Raw genomic sequence first — 15,802 nt, 5'->3', positions numbered from 1 at the left:
CCGATTTGAGGATCTTATAGATGACTTCGATCTTCCACCTCAACGCGTATCATCCGAGTGTCTCAATAGCGTCCTTGCGCGATTGGATCGGGAGATCAGTGAGGAGCTTCCAGTCGATCTTCTATCGCCGCTTCGGCGTTCCCCGCTCTTGAGCATGGATCACGGTTAGAGTGAGTGCGGGATATTTCTTCTGCTTGCCGACCGGCGGCAGAATTCGAAGCTTGCGGAAACGAATTTCGAGAAGCGCTTCATCCGGATCGCCTTTGTCGTCCTTGACTTTGATCCGATGTAGGCCTTTGACCGTAACCTCGTCCATTTCGTCGGCAATTGTATGATTGCCGTCTCCGGCAAGCCGATCAACACAGGTTCGCACCAGGAAATGCGTTCCAACCTCCTCGGCGAGGAAAAACAGTTCATAGATGTCGCTCTCGCGATCACCGATATGAACGCATCGTCCAGGGACCGCGAGAAGGTCGGTCGATTACCGTAAATTCTCCAGCCAGCGGATGCTCTCCTTCTGCTCGGTCGGAACAAGTGTCGGATTGATCTTTCGCTTCAGCGCCGTCGTCCCCTTGAACTTCTTGCGTGTCCAGAACTTGATTGCCGTCAGTCGAGATGGAGCCCCTCGGTCGTCCAGGTGAGGCTCGAGTGCATCAGGATGCCGCACTGTGTACGCACCGCTGTAGGACCTCCTCCGTGTGTTCCAAGGCTGGTCAAGCCCCTAGAGCCAATCAGTTCCGGTCTGTCGCGCTTGAAGCTGAATTCCGTCGTGTCATGGAGCACGAGGATCGGCCCCTCCGTCGTCGTCACGCGACCGCGCGTCGCCTCGAAATGACCGCAAAGAATATCCGCCTCGTTGGACAAGAAGCGATAGGCGGTCTTGGTGTTGGCCCAATCCTGACAAGCCAGCAGGATGCTTTGACCCATGTCGCTCCCGATTTGTGCGAGCAGTTTGCCGAACCGGCGGTCAAGCGACTCATCCTTAAAGTCACATCCCGCAACTTCCCGTTCAACCAACGTCTTGATACCGGTCCTCGATCGCGGAGCACGCGCCTTCGCGCGCTCCTTCAATACCAAGCCGATCGGGCACACCGCGCCTCCGAATCAGGTGCTCAATAAGGAATCACGACAGATTCTGCCGATTCAAGAATTTGTCCCGGGAGCGCCGTCTAAATCGGCGGTCAACTGTGGGTCATTGAAAGGTCTCTTTGCCGCTTACCAATATGCCGATATGGCGGACGAAACGGTGCCGACGTTGGCGACGAAGCGCCTGAGCCCACATACGGTTCGGCACATAACGGCCGTGCACCTGCTGCGCGCCGGCGTCGGCGTCAACACGATCCACGCTTGGCGGGGCACGCGTCATTGGACACCACGCAGATCTATGCTGAAGTCGACCTGGAGATGAATGCAGAGGCGTTGGCCAGGGTCGATATCAGCAGCCTGAGGCCGCCGCCTCGGCAACCCTCTCTCCCGTCATTGATGGTATTCCTGAAGGCCCTATAGGCCGAAAGGTCACATTCTTATGTTGCGGAGCGAGCCGAGGAGGTTGACGAAATCCTTTGCTCGCTCGACCATTGCCGGAATGGCGACGGCATCGCGGCGATCCGTGGAGATTTATTCGCGAAGAGAACTTGAGACGCGCCGAAGTCGATCAGTCGCCGGATGATCGCCTCCTCAAAGCCGCCGAAGCCCTCGCATGGCGTGAGGAGGACGATGAGATCGCCGCAACGATGCTTGGTCGCCGCTGCTCAACGCGGCCGCCGTACTTGCGTGGCGAAGGACGACACCAGTAAGAAAATGCCATAACGGCTTTTCTGCCGTCATCAACGGCAAGGATGCTACCTGCGACGCTTTCGATGTGGCCGCCGCCAAATCAATCGCATGGCCCGCGGCGAGCTGTCCCAGTTTTTCGGCAAGAAGGTCATCCTCGACCGCAAGGGCGGCTCAATCCCTTCGCGGGAGGATTTCTGGATAGGTGCTCCCCTAATCTCGACGCTCACGCATTTGGACGGCTTGGCCTAATTATCTGATCGAGCGCCTGACGATGTCTGCTTCCCTTTCCGCACCCCAGGCAGGCTCACCGTTTAGAAAAGGATAGATTATCGTAATTTAGCTACGATCCACGACTCGAATCTAAACTTGCCGATTTTTGGAATTGTTCCTAATATCGTAGTATGGCTACGACTCAAAGAGATAAGCTAAACCGGCTCTATTCCCATCTGGCACCGGGGACGCCGCTGATCTCCGAGGACCTCGCCGCACTTGGAATATCGGCGGATCTGGCCGTCCATTATGTCCGGGCGGGCTGGTTGGAGCGGCTGGCGCGTGGAGTCTATTGCCGCCCCAACGATCCGCCAGCATTGCATCCGAGCCTGGCGTTGCTGCAGCGAAGCTTTGAAGGCCTGCATGTCGGCGGCAAGTCTGCGCTTGACTGGCACGGCATCCGCCACTACGTGGCCCAGCAACCCGTCCTTCATCTCTATGGCTGGAAGGCGGGGCGTCTCCCCGAGTGGTTCATCCAGCGCTTTCCAGCCGAGTATCACCGCAAGCGGCTGTTCGAGGAGCGCCCCGACGCGCTCCTGCAGGTCCGGCCCTTCGAGAACCGCAAAGGCGCACCATTCGTCTCGGCACCGGAGCGCGCACTACTGGAGGTTCTGAGCGAAGTTGGCGTTCGTCAGCCGCTGCAAGAAGCGCGCGAACTGGTCGAGAGCAGCTACAGCTTGCGCGCCGACGTGCTCGGCGACCTGCTCAAGAGATGCGCCAGCGTCAAGACCGTGCGCCTCTGCCTGCAGCTCGGACACGAGCTTTCCCTGCCGTGGATGGGTAAGCTCGATCCATCCCAGTTGCCTAAGGGCAGCGATCGGCGATGGGTGTCGCGCTCGGCTGACGGGCTTCTGGTGCTCAAGCCATGAATCAGACCTATCTCGACAGCGCCCGATTGCTGACGCGAGTCGCGCCGCTGGTGCTCGTCGATGACACCTTCGCGCTCAAGGGCGGCACAGCGATCAACCTCTTCGTTCGCGACATGCCGCGGCTCTCGGTCGATCTCGACCTGGTCTTTCCCGATCACACGCTGCCGCGCGACGAGGCGCCCAAGCGCATCAACGAAGCCATTCGCCAATCCGTTGCACGCCTGACCAAGCGCGGCTTTCGAACCCATGCGCCCGCTTCGACAGATGCAGGCGAGACCAAGCTGTTGGTGCGACAGGGTGCCATCGAGGTCAAGATTGAGGTCAATTTCGTTATGCGCGGCACCGTCAACGCGGTGCGCGTGGCGTCGCTGACGCAGAATGCGCGCGACACGCTGCAGGCGGATCTCGAAATCCCGGTCGTTTCGCTCGAGGACGTGTATGGCGGCAAGCTCGTCGCTGCGATGGACCGCCAGCATCCCCGCGATCTGTTCGACGTCATGCAGCTCTTCGCCCACGAGGGGATCACGGCCGCCATCCGCCGTGCCTTCGTCATTTACCTCGCGAGCCATAACCGGCCTGTGCATGAGGTGCTGTTTCCGTCCCTGCGCGACATCCGCCAGGAGTTTGAGCACAATTTCATCGGCATGACCGCCGAGCCCGTCGAGCTCGGCGCGCTGCTGGCCGCGCGCGAGCGAATGGCGCACGAACTCCAGCAGGAGCTGACGGCGGATGAGCGCCGGTTCCTGTTGTCATTGGTCGCTGCTGAGCCAGAATGGAACCTGCTGGGCATCCCGCATCTGGAGCAACTCCCGGGCGTCCGGTGGAAGCTGCAAAACCTCGAGCGATTGCGGAAGGCCAATACCCAAAAATTCGCCGAGCAGTCAGACGTGCTCGCGCGACTATTGGAATAAGTTTTGGACTTGACCAATAGCTTGGTCGGTCAAATTGTCCGAGACCTAAATACGTTTCGTGGGCTGGAGCAGCTGCTGGCGGATTTTTGGCGCGACGTGAATAAACGGAGATAGAGCATGCGGACGGTTATCCTGGGCGTCGAGACACAAAGCGACCTGACGCGCCGCATCCTGGCGACTGCGCACGGGCAGCGTAAGGCTGGGGACGATCGAATTTCATTCGAGAGCGTCAGCAACCTTTGGCGGGTGCTGGCGCCCAAGCGTATGGAGATCGTGCGCGTTATGACCGGAGCCGGCCCGTTGACGATCCGAGAAGTTGCGCGTCGGGTCGACCGTGACTTTAAGGGGGTTCACTCCGACGTGACGCTGCTACTGGGCGCAGGGATTTTGGAGCGAACGGAAAGTGGGGGCGTGGAATTTCCCTATGACCGCGTGCATGTTGAGTTCGACATGATGGCGGCGTGACGTCGCTGCCTATCGCTACTGTCACCAGTACACATGTGAGATGTATAGGAGGGCACTGCGAGGAACTGATGACGTCGTTCAGGTACCGCGCCAAGCCGTAAGCCGGCGAAGCCAAGTTGTTGTGTTAAGAGTGGTGTGGCCCGATCATAGTAAGCTTGGTCCAGTGTATCACCATCGACCCAGATATTACCGGCGATCGCTTCATTGTGCGCATCCTCCGCCCACATGACCGGATTGTCCTTCGTGTCATTCTTCGCGACATCGCTGGTCAGCCAGCCTGCCTCAAGATCATCGACGAAAGTCGGCCAATTGTACTCCATCGTGCGTAAGCGCTCCTTTCTACGCACCTATGCAGTTGAGCGCGGGGATGGGATGAGGTGTCCACCATGAGCGAGGTGGACACCATCGATGATCACTCCAGAAGAACCTTTGGGCTCTTTTGAACTTTGAGTGGGCTACGCGGCATGGGGGTTGATCGGAGTGAAGTCGAGTTTTCCGGCGATGAGGAAGAGGACGGTGCGCATCGTTGTGAAACGGGTATAGCCGCGGGCCTTGCGTTTAGCCGCCTGGAATAGGCCGTTGAGGGCTTCGATGTAGCCGTTGGTCTGGCGGGTTTGCGTCCAGGCGACGATGCCGTCGAAGTGCTTGCGGATCATTCTGGCGACCTCCTTCATCGGCTCGACCCTGGAGCGCAGGACGTTGGTGCACCACTGTTTGAGCATGGCGGAGACGACGTTGATCTGCTTGCGATCGAGGATGTCGCGCAGATGCTCGCGATAGAGCCAGGCACGCGCCGTGCGTTTGGTCGCGGCCTGAGCAATCAAGGTGTCGAGATCGGCGCGACTTTCGTCCGACAGCCGGCCGCGGTCCTTGAGCAACGTCCAGCGCAGCCCTTTGAGGCTTGGATCTGTGCGCTGTTCGAGGCGCCGCATCTTGTCGACGGCAGTGGAAGCGTGGGCGACGACATGGAACTTGTCGAAGGTGATGCGGGCGTTGGGCAGATGATCTGCGACGCCCTTGATGAAGGCCGGCGACATGTCGATGCTGACCAAACGGACCTGCTCGGCGGTACCTTTGTGGGCGGCCAGATCGGCGGCGAAATCGGCCACCGTCTTGGCGTCCTTGCCCTCGGTGACGAACACTACCTTCCGCTCATCGGTGTCGGCGGTGATGGTCAGATAATTGTGGCCGCGCCGGCAGGACGTCTCGTCGATCGCCACGGCGGTCACTGCCGAAAGGTCCGCCTCGGCCAAGGCGAGATTGACATAGCGCGAGCAGATCGCGTGGACCCGATGCCAGGATTCGTCGACCAGCTTGGCGACGGCCGCAAAGGTCATCTGCTGGGCCATGGCCAGCACCAGCGCTTCGAACAGCAGGGTGAAGCCGGCGAGCTTGCCGAACCAAGCGGGCTCGGCCAGGACGACCTTCCCATCGGGCAGCTTCACCCGCGGCGTCCGAACCTCCAGGAAGCATTCGTGCTGGAAGAAGTTGAGATGTCGCAGCCGCTTGATCTGGGTGTCATGAACCGGGTGGACGCCCGCGACACCGGCGACCGCAAATCGCGTCCCGGCGACGAAATCGACAGTGATCGTCAGAACCTTCTTGGCAGCGTCGAAGTCGACGCCCCGAACGTACCACGGCTTGGTAATCCCAAGCGCCGATTCGAAGAGCTGATTTTGCACCGTCCCACACGCCTCCCAGAGCCCCACCTGCACCCAGCATCGCAAGGGGGCGGTCGGCCCTCAAGGACGCTTCGCGCCGCGGTGCGGTGGCCTGCGGCCATCCTTGACCGCCGAACGCCCCCTTGCACCGGGCAAGGCAGGTCGGGACGGAGGGATGGTCTCTCATCCGGTCGAACATAGGGATGAACGCGGCGCTCGTCGTCAAGCGGCCAAAGCCGTCACTGCACCCACTCGGTTTTCAAAAGAGGCAACCTTTGAGACTTGAGACGGTCGGCGTGTTGTGCAATGGCCGGCGTCGCTATGATCCGGCCAGCAAACAGCGACTGGTCGAGGCCTGTCTGCAGCCTGGCGTGTCGCTGGCGGGGCTGGCGTTGCAACACGGCGTGAACGCGAACCTGCTGCGCAAGTGGGTGGCCAAGCGACAACTTCAGAACGGGGATGACCAGCCGGAGGCGCGGGCGCCGATTGCGCCAGCTTTTATTCCGGTTTGCGCGACGGAGCGATCCTGTGCAGGGCGGCTGACGGCATCGATGCCCAACGGCGTGACGCTTTCGCTGGAAGGCGGCGACGCGCAGTTGCTGTCGGCGGTGATTGAAGCGCTGGGGCGTTGCGATGTTCCGACTGGCGTCTGATCTTCGGGTCTACCTTCACCGCGAACCGATTGACTTCCGGGCGGGCATCAACAGCCTGGCGATCGTGGTGGAGCAGTCGATGGGGCTGGATCCGTTCCAACGCGCGGTGTTCGCGTTCTGCAATCGTCGCCGCGACCGGATCAAGCTGCTGATTTATGATCGGTCAGGATTTTGGATGCTGCTGAAGCGGCTGGAGGCCGACAGATTCCACTGGCCCCGAAGTCAGGAGGCGGTGCTGACGCTGACGATGGAGGAGCTGCACTGGCTGCTTGACGGCATCAACATCGCGGCGATGCGTCGTCATCCGGTGCGGCAATATCAGAGCGTGGGCTGAGCGTGTTCGATGCGGGCGGCGTCATCGGGCTTCGGCATGGCCGTTCTCAGATGACGCCGCCGAAGACATGACGAAGACATGGGAGCCCGGTTGACGCGGCGGCATGACTTCGATTCAAGACTACGATGAGTGTGCGTCCAGCGAAGGCTGGCATGTTCAGTAGGAGTTAGTCCTACCGGGGTAAAAGTCAGTGCCCTGTAGCACGGATAGCAGGAGGGGAGGAAACGAACCTTTTGAAGCCTATCGACAAGTCTCCCGACGGGGAGATCGCGAGTCATCGGGCCGTATCGAAAGAGAACGCGTTGTGGCCTCGAAATATTGAAGACCGAGGGCCGAGCCCCCATTCATCGGGCGAAGGCAACATGGGCAGCCGAAAACTGACTGACACGGCTGTGCACCTCGGCGGGGTGGAAGCGACAGCACGATGACAAGGACATGCCGAGCAACTGGAGAAGCCCTCCTCGTCCCGGCAAGAAATTGTCGGAGCAAGATAGGCCATATAACCGGCGAACACCGGGAAAGTGGTCGAAGACGAGAGGGTGGCGGCCGGGTCCGTATGTAGCTGCGAAGTGGCGTAACGGCCGTGGAGCGAAGGGACCCTGCCATTTGTGAAGTCTCCAACGCAAGGAAGGCAAGGACGAAATGATAAAAGCGTCCATCGATTTGCAGGACCTGAGGCGGAGACTATACGTCAAGGCGAAGGCTGAACCGTCCTGGCGTTTCTGGGGCCTATATGTCCACGTCTGCAAGGTGGAGACGCTACGCATGGCGTATGAGATGGCTAGAGAAAATGACGGCGCTCCGGGAATAGACGGAGTGACCTTCGGAGCCATCGAAGCGCAAGGCGTAGATGCTCTGCTTGAGCAGCTACGGGACGAACTGATCGGGCATACCTATCGACCACTTCCGGCGCGGAGACAGGAAATACCGAAGGACGGGAACAAAGTTCGAGTCCTTTCGATTCCGGCGATCCGCGATCGGGTGGTCCAAGGTGCGCTCAAACTCATACTCGAACCTGTCTTCGAGGCGGACTTCCAATCGGGGTCGTTTGGATACCGGCCCAAGCGGGCAGCACATGACGCGATCAAGCGAGTAGCAAAGGCAATAACGCAACGGAAGACGCGGGTCCTCGATTTTGATTTGCGAGCGTATTTCGACAATATTCGGCATGACCGGTTGTTGACGAAAGTGGCGCAGCGGATCAACGACGCGGACATCATGCACCTTCTAAAGGTTATGCTGAAAACCTCTGGCAAGAAGGGCGTTCCGCAAGGCGGAGTGATTTCACCCTTGCTCAGTAATCTCTACCTCAACGAGGTGGACAAGATGCTGGAGCGGGCGCGGGACGTCACACGCATCGGCAAGTACACCGGTGTCGACTACGCGAGATTCGCAGACGATCTGGTGATCTTGATTGACGCCCACAAACGTCGTGACTGGCTGGTTGGTGCCGTTATCAAACGGCTACGGGAGGAATTTGTCAAACTTCAGGTAGAAGTCAACGATGAGAAGAGCCGTACAGTCGACCTGGAGCGAGGCGAGAGCTTTGGCTTTCTAGGTTTCGACTTCCGCTATCTCCGCAGTCGACGTGGAGTGATGCGGCCGCATATGACGCCTAAGCTCAAGAAGCGAACGGCGATTATGCGGGAGCTCAAGGAAGTATTTCGACGGCATCGGTCGCAGCCGATTGAGAGGATAATCAACCTGATCAATCCGAAGCTCCGTGGCTGGGTGAACTACTTTGCGGTTGGGCACTCCAGTGAGTGCTTCAGCTACATCAAAGAGTGGGTAGAGAAGAAGGTCAGGCGTCATCTGACGCGGGCGCAGAAACGGAAGGGCTTCGGCTGGAGGCGGTGGAGTACATCATGGCTGTACGGTACCCTAAAGCTGTTTAATGGCTATCAGGTGACATACAACATGACGAAAGCTGCCCCAGTGTGATGAGCCCATAAACCTTAGCGCGAAGCAAATGGGTGCGCGTAGTGCGGGAAATCTGCACGCTGCGTGCGACGAGGCGGGGGCTGGAAACGTGCTCGACCAAGAGATCTGGTCGAGTGGCGCGCCAGCCCTCGACCCTACCGCAAGCCCACGACGCACGAGCTGGAAGCCTTGATCGCGGCGCTGAAGGCCGAGAACGAGAAGCTCGCGCAGCGCGTGACGCACCTTGAGGAGCAGTTGCGGCTGGAGCGGCTGCATCGCTACGCGCCACGCAGCGAGAAGCTCAAGGATCGCATCTTCAACGAAGCCGAACAGGCTTCCGCCGAAGAAGGCGCGGAACAGGACGATCTCGAACCGGCGGTCGTGCCGGATACGGGGCGGCCGGAGGGTGAGACGCCCGCGCCGAAGAAGCGCGGCCGCAAGCCTCTGCCGGCGGATCTGCCGCGCCAGCGTATCGAACATGATCTGCCCGAGGACCGGAAGGCCTGCCCGTGCTGCCGGAATCGGATGCACCGGATGGGCGAGAACGTCACCGAACAACTGCATATCGAGGTGAAGGCGACAGTGCTGCAGCACGTGCGGTTCAAGTACGCGTGCCGTCACTGCGAGCGCACTGCGCTGAACACCCCGATCGTGATCGCACCGATGCCGGCGCAGCCATTGCCGGGCAGCGTCGCCACGGCTTCGACGCTGGCGCTCGTGCTGGCCAACAAATACGTCGACGGCACGCCGCTGTATCGTCTGGCGGACGCGCTGGCACGCGCCAACGTCAGCGTCGGCCGCGGCGCCCTGGCCAATTGGGTGATCCGGTCGAGCGAATTGCACCTGCAACGCGTGTATGATGCGCTGAAGCAAACGCTCCGGTCGCAGCCTCTGATCCATGGCGACGAGACGTGGGTCAAGGTCCTCAAGGAGGACGGGCGGGATGCGCAGACCAAATCGTACATGTGGGTCTACCGCAGTGGCCAGGACAGCGCCCAGCCAGTCGTGTTGTTCGATTACCAGCCCGGTCGCGGCCAGGAGCATCCACAGGCCTTCCTGGCCAGTTGGGGCGGCCTGTTGATGAGCGACGGCTATGACGCCTGGCGCACGCTCTCCGGTGTCACTCATCTTGGCTGCATGGCGCACGCGCGCAGGAAATTTACCGACGCGCTCAAGGCGATGAAGAAGCCCGGCGGCCTCTCGTTGCAGGCACTCAGGTTCTTCGAGGCATTGTATGAGGTCGAGAGGCTGGCGCGCCAGACGCCGCCCGACGGCAAAACGCGCGCCGAATACGCCTTGCGGCTGCGCCAGCAGCACAGCGTCCCGGTCCTGGCTGCGTTCAAAAATTGGCTCGACGATCAGGCGCCGAACGTGCTGCCCGAAAGCCTGACCGGCAAGGCCATCGCCTATGCCCGCAACCAATGGGATTATCTGGCCCGCTACGCCAATGATGGCCTTGCGCCGATCGACAACAATGTTCTCGAACGCGACATCAGACCCTTTGTGACCGGAAGAAAAAACTGGTTGTTCAGCGACACCGTCGCCGGCGCAAAGGCCAGCGCGGTGATCTACAGCCTGGTGCTGACATGCCGGGCCTGTGACGTTGAGCCCTACGCCTGGCTATGTCACGTGCTCGCTGAACTGCCGCAGCGTCCGCCCGACGCCGACATCGAAGACCTGTTGCCATTCAACTTTGCCAAGCACGCAGAGACCGTCAACCCTGGCTGATCGCCTTAAAGCCAACAGGGACACTCCACCAATCAAAATCCCCGCCCTGCGCAGACGAGGAGATGATGCTGCACCGTGCGTCAAAAAGCGCGCTTACCATCGTGCGTATCAGCGTCGTGTCCCACATCTTGTGAAGATTGTCGGGAGGCGTCGAGCAGTGGTCCGCCGTGCAGGTCTTGCCCTTGAACTGGATCACCTTAATGGCAATCCCGTTGCCGCCGCTGCTTTCCCAGATCGTGTGAAACGGCTGATGAATGTCGCCGACGAAGTGAGCGGCGAACTTGAGGGCTCGAAGCTGTTGATCGCCGGCGGTGCAACGCAGTTCATTCTTTAAAGCGCCCAGCGCATCCCGCGCCTCCTTCGGCAGCTCCCGCCACTCTGGAACCCCAACGGCGCTGTGCGTGATGCCACCTGCGAACAGGTCCATCTGATGCATGCCGAACAGCCGGTTGCGCCGAACCGGGTTCGCCGGTATCGCCGTCCTGCTTGCCATGAGCCTCTCCCGCTTCTGGTCGTGAGAGACTCCGCATGCACCGGAAATCGGTTCATTCGTAAGCGCGCTTTTTGACGCACGGTGCAGCATCATCTCCTCGTCTGCGCAGGGCGGGGATTTTGATTGGTGGAGTGTCCCTGTTGGCTTTAAGGCGATCAGCCAGGGTTGACGGTCTCTGCGTGCTTGGCAAAGTTGAATGGCAACAGGTCTTCGATGTCGGCGTCGGGCGGACGCTGCGGCAGTTCAGCGAGCACGTGACATAGCCAGGCGTAGGGCTCAACGTCACAGGCCCGGCATGTCAGCACCAGGCTGTAGATCACCGCGCTGGCCTTTGCGCCGGCGACGGTGTCGCTGAACAACCAGTTTTTTCTTCCGGTCACAAAGGGTCTGATGTCGCGTTCGAGAACATTGTTGTCGATCGGCGCAAGGCCATCATTGGCGTAGCGGGCCAGATAATCCCATTGGTTGCGGGCATAGGCGATGGCCTTGCCGGTCAGGCTTTCGGGCAGCACGTTCGGCGCCTGATCGTCGAGCCAATTTTTGAACGCAGCCAGGACCGGGACGCTGTGCTGCTGGCGCAGCCGCAAGGCGTATTCGGCGCGCGTTTTGCCGTCGGGCGGCGTCTGGCGCGCCAGCCTCTCGACCTCATACAATGCCTCGAAGAACCTGAGTGCCTGCAACGAGAGGCCGCCGGGCTTCTTCATCGCCTTGAGCGCGTCGGTAAATTTCCTGCGCGCGTGCGCCATGCAGCCAAGATGAGTGACACCGGAGAGCGTGCGCCAGGCGTCATAGCCGTCGCTCATCAACAGGCCGCCCCAACTGGCCAGGAAGGCCTGTGGATGCTCCTGGCCGCGACCGGGCTGGTAATCGAACAACACGACTGGCTGGGCGCTGTCCTGGCCACTGCGGTAGACCCACATGTACGATTTGGTCTGCGCATCCCGCCCGTCCTCCTTGAGGACCTTGACCCACGTCTCGTCGCCATGGATCAGAGGCTGCGACCGGAGCGTTTGCTTCAGCGCATCATACACGCGTTGCAGGTGCAATTCGCTCGACCGGATCACCCAATTGGCCAGGGCGCCGCGGCCGACGCTGACGTTGGCGCGTGCCAGCGCGTCCGCCAGACGATACAGCGGCGTGCCGTCGACGTATTTGTTGGCCAGCACGAGCGCCAGCGTCGAAGCCGTGGCGACGCTGCCCGGCAATGGCTGCGCCGGCATCGGTGCGATCACGATCGGGGTGTTCAGCGCAGTGCGCTCGCAGTGACGGCACGCGTACTTGAACCGCACGTGCTGCAGCACTGTCGCCTTCACCTCGATATGCAGTTGTTCGGTGACGTTCTCGCCCATCCGGTGCATCCGATTCCGGCAGCACGGGCAGGCCTTCCGGTCCTCGGGCAGATCATGTTCGATACGCTGGCGCGGCAGATCCGCCGGCAGAGGCTTGCGGCCGCGCTTCTTCGGCGCGGGCGTCTCACCCTCCGGCCGCCCCGTATCCGGCACGACCGCCGGTTCGAGATCGTCCTGTTCCGCGCCTTCTTCGGCGGAAGCCTGTTCGGCTTCGTTGAAGATGCGATCCTTGAGCTTCTCGCTGCGTGGCGCGTAGCGATGCAGCCGCTCCAGCCGCAACTGCTCCTCAAGGTGCGTCACGCGCTGCGCGAGCTTCTCGTTCTCGGCCTTCAGCGCCGCGATCAAGGCTTCCAGCTCGTGCGTCGTGGGCTTGCGGTAGGGTCGAGGGCTGGCGCGCCACTCGACCAGATCTCTTGGTCGAGCACGTTTCCAGCCCCCGCCTCGTCGCACGCAGCGTGCAGATTTCCCGCACTACGCGCACCCATTTGCTTCGCGCTAAGGTTTATGGGCTCATCACACTGGGGCAGCTTTCGTCATGTTGTATGTCACCTGATAGCCATTAAACAGCTTTAGGGTACCGTACAGCCATGATGTACTCCACCGCCTCCAGCCGAAGCCCTTCCGTTTCTGCGCCCGCGTCAGATGACGCCTGACCTTCTTCTCTACCCACTCTTTGATGTAGCTGAAGCACTCACTGGAGTGCCCAACCGCAAAGTAGTTCACCCAGCCACGGAGCTTCGGATTGATCAGGTTGATTATCCTCTCAATCGGCTGCGACCGATGCCGTCGAAATACTTCCTTGAGCTCCCGCATAATCGCCGTTCGCTTCTTGAGCTTAGGCGTCATATGCGGCCGCATCACTCCACGTCGACTGCGGAGATAGCGGAAGTCGAAACCTAGAAAGCCAAAGCTCTCGCCTCGCTCCAGGTCGACTGTACGGCTCTTCTCATCGTTGACTTCTACCTGAAGTTTGACAAATTCCTCCCGTAGCCGTTTGATAACGGCACCAACCAGCCAGTCACGACGTTTGTGGGCGTCAATCAAGATCACCAGATCGTCTGCGAATCTCGCGTAGTCGACACCGGTGTACTTGCCGATGCGTGTGACGTCCCGCGCCCGCTCCAGCATCTTGTCCACCTCGTTGAGGTAGAGATTACTGAGCAAGGGTGAAATCACTCCGCCTTGCGGAACGCCCTTCTTGCCAGAGGTTTTCAGCATAACCTTTAGAAGGTGCATGATGTCCGCGTCGTTGATCCGCTGCGCCACTTTCGTCAACAACCGGTCATGCCGAATATTGTCGAAATACGCTCGCAAATCAAAATCGAGGACCCGCGTCTTCCGTTGCGTTATTGCCTTTGCTACTCGCTTGATCGCGTCATGTGCTGCCCGCTTGGGCCGGTATCCAAACGACCCCGATTGGAAGTCCGCCTCGAAGACAGGTTCGAGTATGAGTTTGAGCGCACCTTGGACCACCCGATCGCGGATCGCCGGAATCGAAAGGACTCGAACTTTGTTCCCGTCCTTCGGTATTTCCTGTCTCCGCGCCGGAAGTGGTCGATAGGTATGCCCGATCAGTTCGTCCCGTAGCTGCTCAAGCAGAGCATCTACGCCTTGCGCTTCGATGGCTCCGAAGGTCACTCCGTCTATTCCCGGAGCGCCGTCATTTTCTCTAGCCATCTCATACGCCATGCGTAGCGTCTCCACCTTGCAGACGTGGACATATAGGCCCCAGAAACGCCAGGACGGTTCAGCCTTCGCCTTGACGTATAGTCTCCGCCTCAGGTCCTGCAAATCGATGGACGCTTTTATCATTTCGTCCTTGCCTTCCTTGCGTTGGAGACTTCACAAATGGCAGGGTCCCTTCGCTCCACGGCCGTTACGCCACTTCGCAGCTACATACGGACCCGGCCGCCACCCTCTCGTCTTCGACCACTTTCCCGGTGTTCGCCGGTTATATGGCCTATCTTGCTCCGACAATTTCTTGCCGGGACGAGGAGGGCTTCTCCAGTTGCTCGGCATGTCCTTGTCATCGTGCTGTCGCTTCCACCCCGCCGAGGTGCACAGCCGTGTCAGTCAGTTTTCGGCTGCCCATGTTGCCTTCGCCCGATGAATGGGGGCTCGGCCCTCGGTCTTCAATATTTCGAGGCCACAACGCGTTCTCTTTCGATACGGCCCGATGACTCGCGATCTCCCCGTCGGGAGACTTGTCGATAGGCTTCAAAAGGTTCGTTTCCTCCCCTCCTGCTATCCGTGCTACAGGGCACTGACTTTTACCCCGGTAGGACTAACTCCTACTGAACATGCCAGCCTTCGCTGGACGCACACTCATCGTAGTCTTGAATCGAAGTCATGCCGCCGCGTCAACCGGGCTCCCATGTCTTCGTCATGTCTTCGGCGGCGTCATCTGAGAACGGCCATGCCGAAGCCCGATGACGCCGCCCGCATCGAACACGCTCAGCCCACGCTCTGATATTGCCGCACCGGATGACGACGCATCGCCGCGATGTTGATGCCGTCAAGCAGCCAGTGCAGCTCCTCCATCGTCAGCGTCAGCACCGCCTCCTGACTTCGGGGCCAGTGGAATCTGTCGGCCTCCAGCCGCTTCAGCAGCATCCAAAATCCTGACCGATCATAAATCAGCAGCTTGATCCGGTCGCGGCGACGATTGCAGAACGCGAACACCGCGCGTTGGAACGGATCCAGCCCCATCGACTGCTCCACCACGATCGCCAGGCTGTTGATGCCCGCCCGGAAGTCAATCGGTTCGCGGTGAAGGTAGACCCGAAGATCAGACGCCAGTCGGAACATCGCAACGCCCCAGCGCTTCAATCACCGCCGACAGCAACTGCGCGTCGCCGCCTTCCAGCGAAAGCGTCACGCCGTTGGGCATCGATGCCGTCAGCCGCCCTGCACAGGATCGCTCCGTCGCGCAAACCGGAATAAAAGCTGGCGCAATCGGCGCCCGCGCCTCCGGCTGGTCATCCCCGTTCTGAAGTTGTCGCTTGGCCACCCACTTGCGCAGCAGGTTCGCGTTCACGCCGTGTTGCAACGCCAGCCCCGCCAGCGACACGCCAGGCTGCAGACAGGCCTCGACCAGTCGCTGTTTGCTGGCCGGATCATAGCGACGCCGGCCATTGCACAACACGCCGACCGTCTCAAGTCTCAAAGGTTCTTCTGGAGTGATCATCGATGGTGTCCACCTCGCTCATGGTGGACACCTCATCCCATCCCCGCGCTCAACTGCATAGGTGCGTAGAAAGGAGCGCTTACGTTCATTCAATGATGATGCCGGGCTCTTGACCACTGAATCGCGTTGAGCGCTTCCAGGCTGACAAGGGGCTCTGCCGTTAGGCTGCAACCCCGAACACATGCC

At 60.2% G+C, this 15,802-nt stretch carries 16 protein-coding genes; 8 read left to right on the top strand and 8 right to left on the bottom strand.

Annotation, left to right across the window (positions count from 1 at the left end; translation table 11 throughout):
• Positions 1 to 121: 121 nt before the first annotated feature.
• Positions 122 to 316, bottom strand: a complete 195-nt coding sequence (locus tag NLM32_RS07560; protein WP_254128561.1) for a hypothetical protein — start codon at positions 314 to 316, stop codon at positions 122 to 124.
• A gap of 15 nt (positions 317 to 331) precedes the next feature.
• Here NLM32_RS07560 and NLM32_RS07555 point away from each other — a divergent pair, with 15 nt between their 5' ends.
• Positions 332 to 490 (top strand): hypothetical protein, encoded by a 159-nt coding sequence (locus NLM32_RS07555; protein ID WP_254128560.1) that lies wholly within the window; start codon positions 332 to 334, stop codon positions 488 to 490.
• 116 nt (positions 491 to 606) lie between these two features.
• On the opposite strand, the gene NLM32_RS07550 is transcribed toward NLM32_RS07555, so the two are convergent.
• Positions 607 to 1,092, bottom strand: a complete 486-nt coding sequence (locus NLM32_RS07550) for a transposase DNA-binding-containing protein (RefSeq protein WP_254128559.1) — start codon at positions 1,090 to 1,092, stop codon at positions 607 to 609.
• A gap of 1,085 nt (positions 1,093 to 2,177) precedes the next feature.
• On the opposite strand from NLM32_RS07550, the gene NLM32_RS07545 reads away from it, so the two are divergent.
• From NLM32_RS07545 to NLM32_RS07535, 3 genes are all read left to right on the top strand, one after another.
• Positions 2,178 to 2,915 (top strand): type IV toxin-antitoxin system AbiEi family antitoxin domain-containing protein, encoded by a 738-nt coding sequence (locus NLM32_RS07545; RefSeq protein ID WP_254128558.1) that lies wholly within the window; start codon positions 2,178 to 2,180, stop codon positions 2,913 to 2,915.
• Positions 2,912 to 3,826: a nucleotidyl transferase AbiEii/AbiGii toxin family protein gene (locus NLM32_RS07540; protein ID WP_254128557.1), complete on the top strand. Its 915-nt coding sequence runs from the start codon at positions 2,912 to 2,914 to the stop codon at positions 3,824 to 3,826. Before NLM32_RS07545 ends, NLM32_RS07540 begins: the two co-directional genes overlap by 4 nt.
• A 117-nt stretch (positions 3,827 to 3,943) precedes the next feature.
• Positions 3,944 to 4,291: a transcriptional regulator gene (locus NLM32_RS07535; protein WP_254128556.1), complete on the top strand. Its 348-nt coding sequence runs from the start codon at positions 3,944 to 3,946 to the stop codon at positions 4,289 to 4,291.
• A 455-nt stretch (positions 4,292 to 4,746) separates the two neighbouring features.
• Here the strand turns inward: NLM32_RS07535 and NLM32_RS07530 are convergent, their stop codons facing one another.
• Complete coding sequence (locus NLM32_RS07530; protein ID WP_254127840.1) at positions 4,747 to 5,973, bottom strand: ISL3 family transposase; 1,227 nt, start codon at positions 5,971 to 5,973, stop codon at positions 4,747 to 4,749.
• Positions 5,974 to 6,155: 182 nt separating this feature from the next.
• On the opposite strand from NLM32_RS07530, the gene NLM32_RS07525 reads away from it, so the two are divergent.
• The 4 genes from NLM32_RS07525 (at position 6,156) to NLM32_RS07510 (ending at position 10,587) form a co-directional block, all read left to right on the top strand.
• Positions 6,156 to 6,605 (top strand): transposase, encoded by a 450-nt coding sequence (locus tag NLM32_RS07525; RefSeq protein ID WP_254128555.1) that lies wholly within the window; start codon positions 6,156 to 6,158, stop codon positions 6,603 to 6,605.
• Positions 6,586 to 6,939, top strand: a complete 354-nt coding sequence (tnpB, locus tag NLM32_RS07520; protein WP_027584880.1) for an IS66 family insertion sequence element accessory protein TnpB — start codon at positions 6,586 to 6,588, stop codon at positions 6,937 to 6,939. Before NLM32_RS07525 ends, tnpB (NLM32_RS07520) begins: the two co-directional genes overlap by 20 nt.
• Before the next feature lie 765 nt (positions 6,940 to 7,704).
• Positions 7,705 to 8,880, top strand: coding sequence for a group II intron reverse transcriptase/maturase (gene ltrA / locus NLM32_RS07515; protein WP_254128553.1), 1,176 nt, complete (start codon positions 7,705 to 7,707; stop codon positions 8,878 to 8,880).
• Between the two features lie 105 nt (positions 8,881 to 8,985).
• Positions 8,986 to 10,587 carry an IS66 family transposase gene (locus NLM32_RS07510; RefSeq protein ID WP_375143627.1) on the top strand — a complete coding sequence of 534 codons (1,602 nt, stop codon included), beginning with the start codon at positions 8,986 to 8,988 and terminating at the stop codon, positions 10,585 to 10,587.
• On the opposite strand, the gene NLM32_RS07505 is transcribed toward NLM32_RS07510, so the two are convergent.
• From NLM32_RS07505 to NLM32_RS07485, 5 genes are all read right to left on the bottom strand, one after another.
• The gene (locus tag NLM32_RS07505; protein WP_254128554.1) at positions 10,574 to 11,080 is read right to left on the bottom strand and encodes a S1/P1 nuclease; all 507 of its coding nucleotides are present in this window, start codon (positions 11,078 to 11,080) and stop codon (positions 10,574 to 10,576) included. The two genes, NLM32_RS07510 and NLM32_RS07505, sit on opposite strands and share 14 nt — an antisense overlap.
• Positions 11,081 to 11,235: 155 nt before the next feature.
• The gene (locus tag NLM32_RS07500; RefSeq protein WP_375143627.1) at positions 11,236 to 12,837 is read right to left on the bottom strand and encodes an IS66 family transposase; all 1,602 of its coding nucleotides are present in this window, start codon (positions 12,835 to 12,837) and stop codon (positions 11,236 to 11,238) included.
• 105 nt (positions 12,838 to 12,942) lie between these two features.
• The gene (gene ltrA, locus NLM32_RS07495; protein ID WP_254128553.1) at positions 12,943 to 14,118 is read right to left on the bottom strand and encodes a group II intron reverse transcriptase/maturase; all 1,176 of its coding nucleotides are present in this window, start codon (positions 14,116 to 14,118) and stop codon (positions 12,943 to 12,945) included.
• A gap of 765 nt (positions 14,119 to 14,883) precedes the next feature.
• Positions 14,884 to 15,237 (bottom strand): IS66 family insertion sequence element accessory protein TnpB, encoded by a 354-nt coding sequence (gene tnpB, locus NLM32_RS07490; protein ID WP_027584880.1) that lies wholly within the window; start codon positions 15,235 to 15,237, stop codon positions 14,884 to 14,886.
• A complete protein-coding gene (locus NLM32_RS07485; protein ID WP_254128299.1) occupies positions 15,218 to 15,616 on the bottom strand; it encodes a transposase in 399 nt (132 codons plus the stop codon). The genes tnpB (NLM32_RS07490) and NLM32_RS07485 overlap by 20 nt, the downstream gene beginning before the upstream one ends.
• Positions 15,617 to 15,802 lie beyond the last annotated feature (186 nt).

Origin of the sequence: Bradyrhizobium sp. CCGUVB14, from assembly GCF_024199935.1 — a bacterium.
Lineage (GTDB): Bacteria > Pseudomonadota > Alphaproteobacteria > Rhizobiales > Xanthobacteraceae > Bradyrhizobium.
This window is presented reverse-complemented; position numbering and strand designations above follow the sequence as displayed.

Coding starts and splice junctions, on each gene's coding strand:
- NLM32_RS07560 (WP_254128561.1), bottom strand. CDS start 316: ATGGACGAGGTTACGGTCAAAGGCCTACATCGGATCAAAGTCAAGGAC.
- NLM32_RS07555 (WP_254128560.1), top strand. CDS start 332: ATGATTGCCGTCTCCGGCAAGCCGATCAACACAGGTTCGCACCAGGAA.
- NLM32_RS07545 (WP_254128558.1), top strand. CDS start 2,178: ATGGCTACGACTCAAAGAGATAAGCTAAACCGGCTCTATTCCCATCTG.
- NLM32_RS07540 (WP_254128557.1), top strand. CDS start 2,912: ATGAATCAGACCTATCTCGACAGCGCCCGATTGCTGACGCGAGTCGCG.
- NLM32_RS07535 (WP_254128556.1), top strand. CDS start 3,944: ATGCGGACGGTTATCCTGGGCGTCGAGACACAAAGCGACCTGACGCGC.
- NLM32_RS07525 (WP_254128555.1), top strand. CDS start 6,156: ATGAACGCGGCGCTCGTCGTCAAGCGGCCAAAGCCGTCACTGCACCCA.
- tnpB (WP_027584880.1), top strand. CDS start 6,586: ATGTTCCGACTGGCGTCTGATCTTCGGGTCTACCTTCACCGCGAACCG.
- ltrA (WP_254128553.1), top strand. CDS start 7,705: ATGGCGTATGAGATGGCTAGAGAAAATGACGGCGCTCCGGGAATAGAC.
- NLM32_RS07505 (WP_254128554.1), bottom strand. CDS start 11,080: ATGGCAAGCAGGACGGCGATACCGGCGAACCCGGTTCGGCGCAACCGG.
- ltrA (WP_254128553.1), bottom strand. CDS start 14,118: ATGGCGTATGAGATGGCTAGAGAAAATGACGGCGCTCCGGGAATAGAC.
- tnpB (WP_027584880.1), bottom strand. CDS start 15,237: ATGTTCCGACTGGCGTCTGATCTTCGGGTCTACCTTCACCGCGAACCG.
- NLM32_RS07485 (WP_254128299.1), bottom strand. CDS start 15,616: ATGATCACTCCAGAAGAACCTTTGAGACTTGAGACGGTCGGCGTGTTG.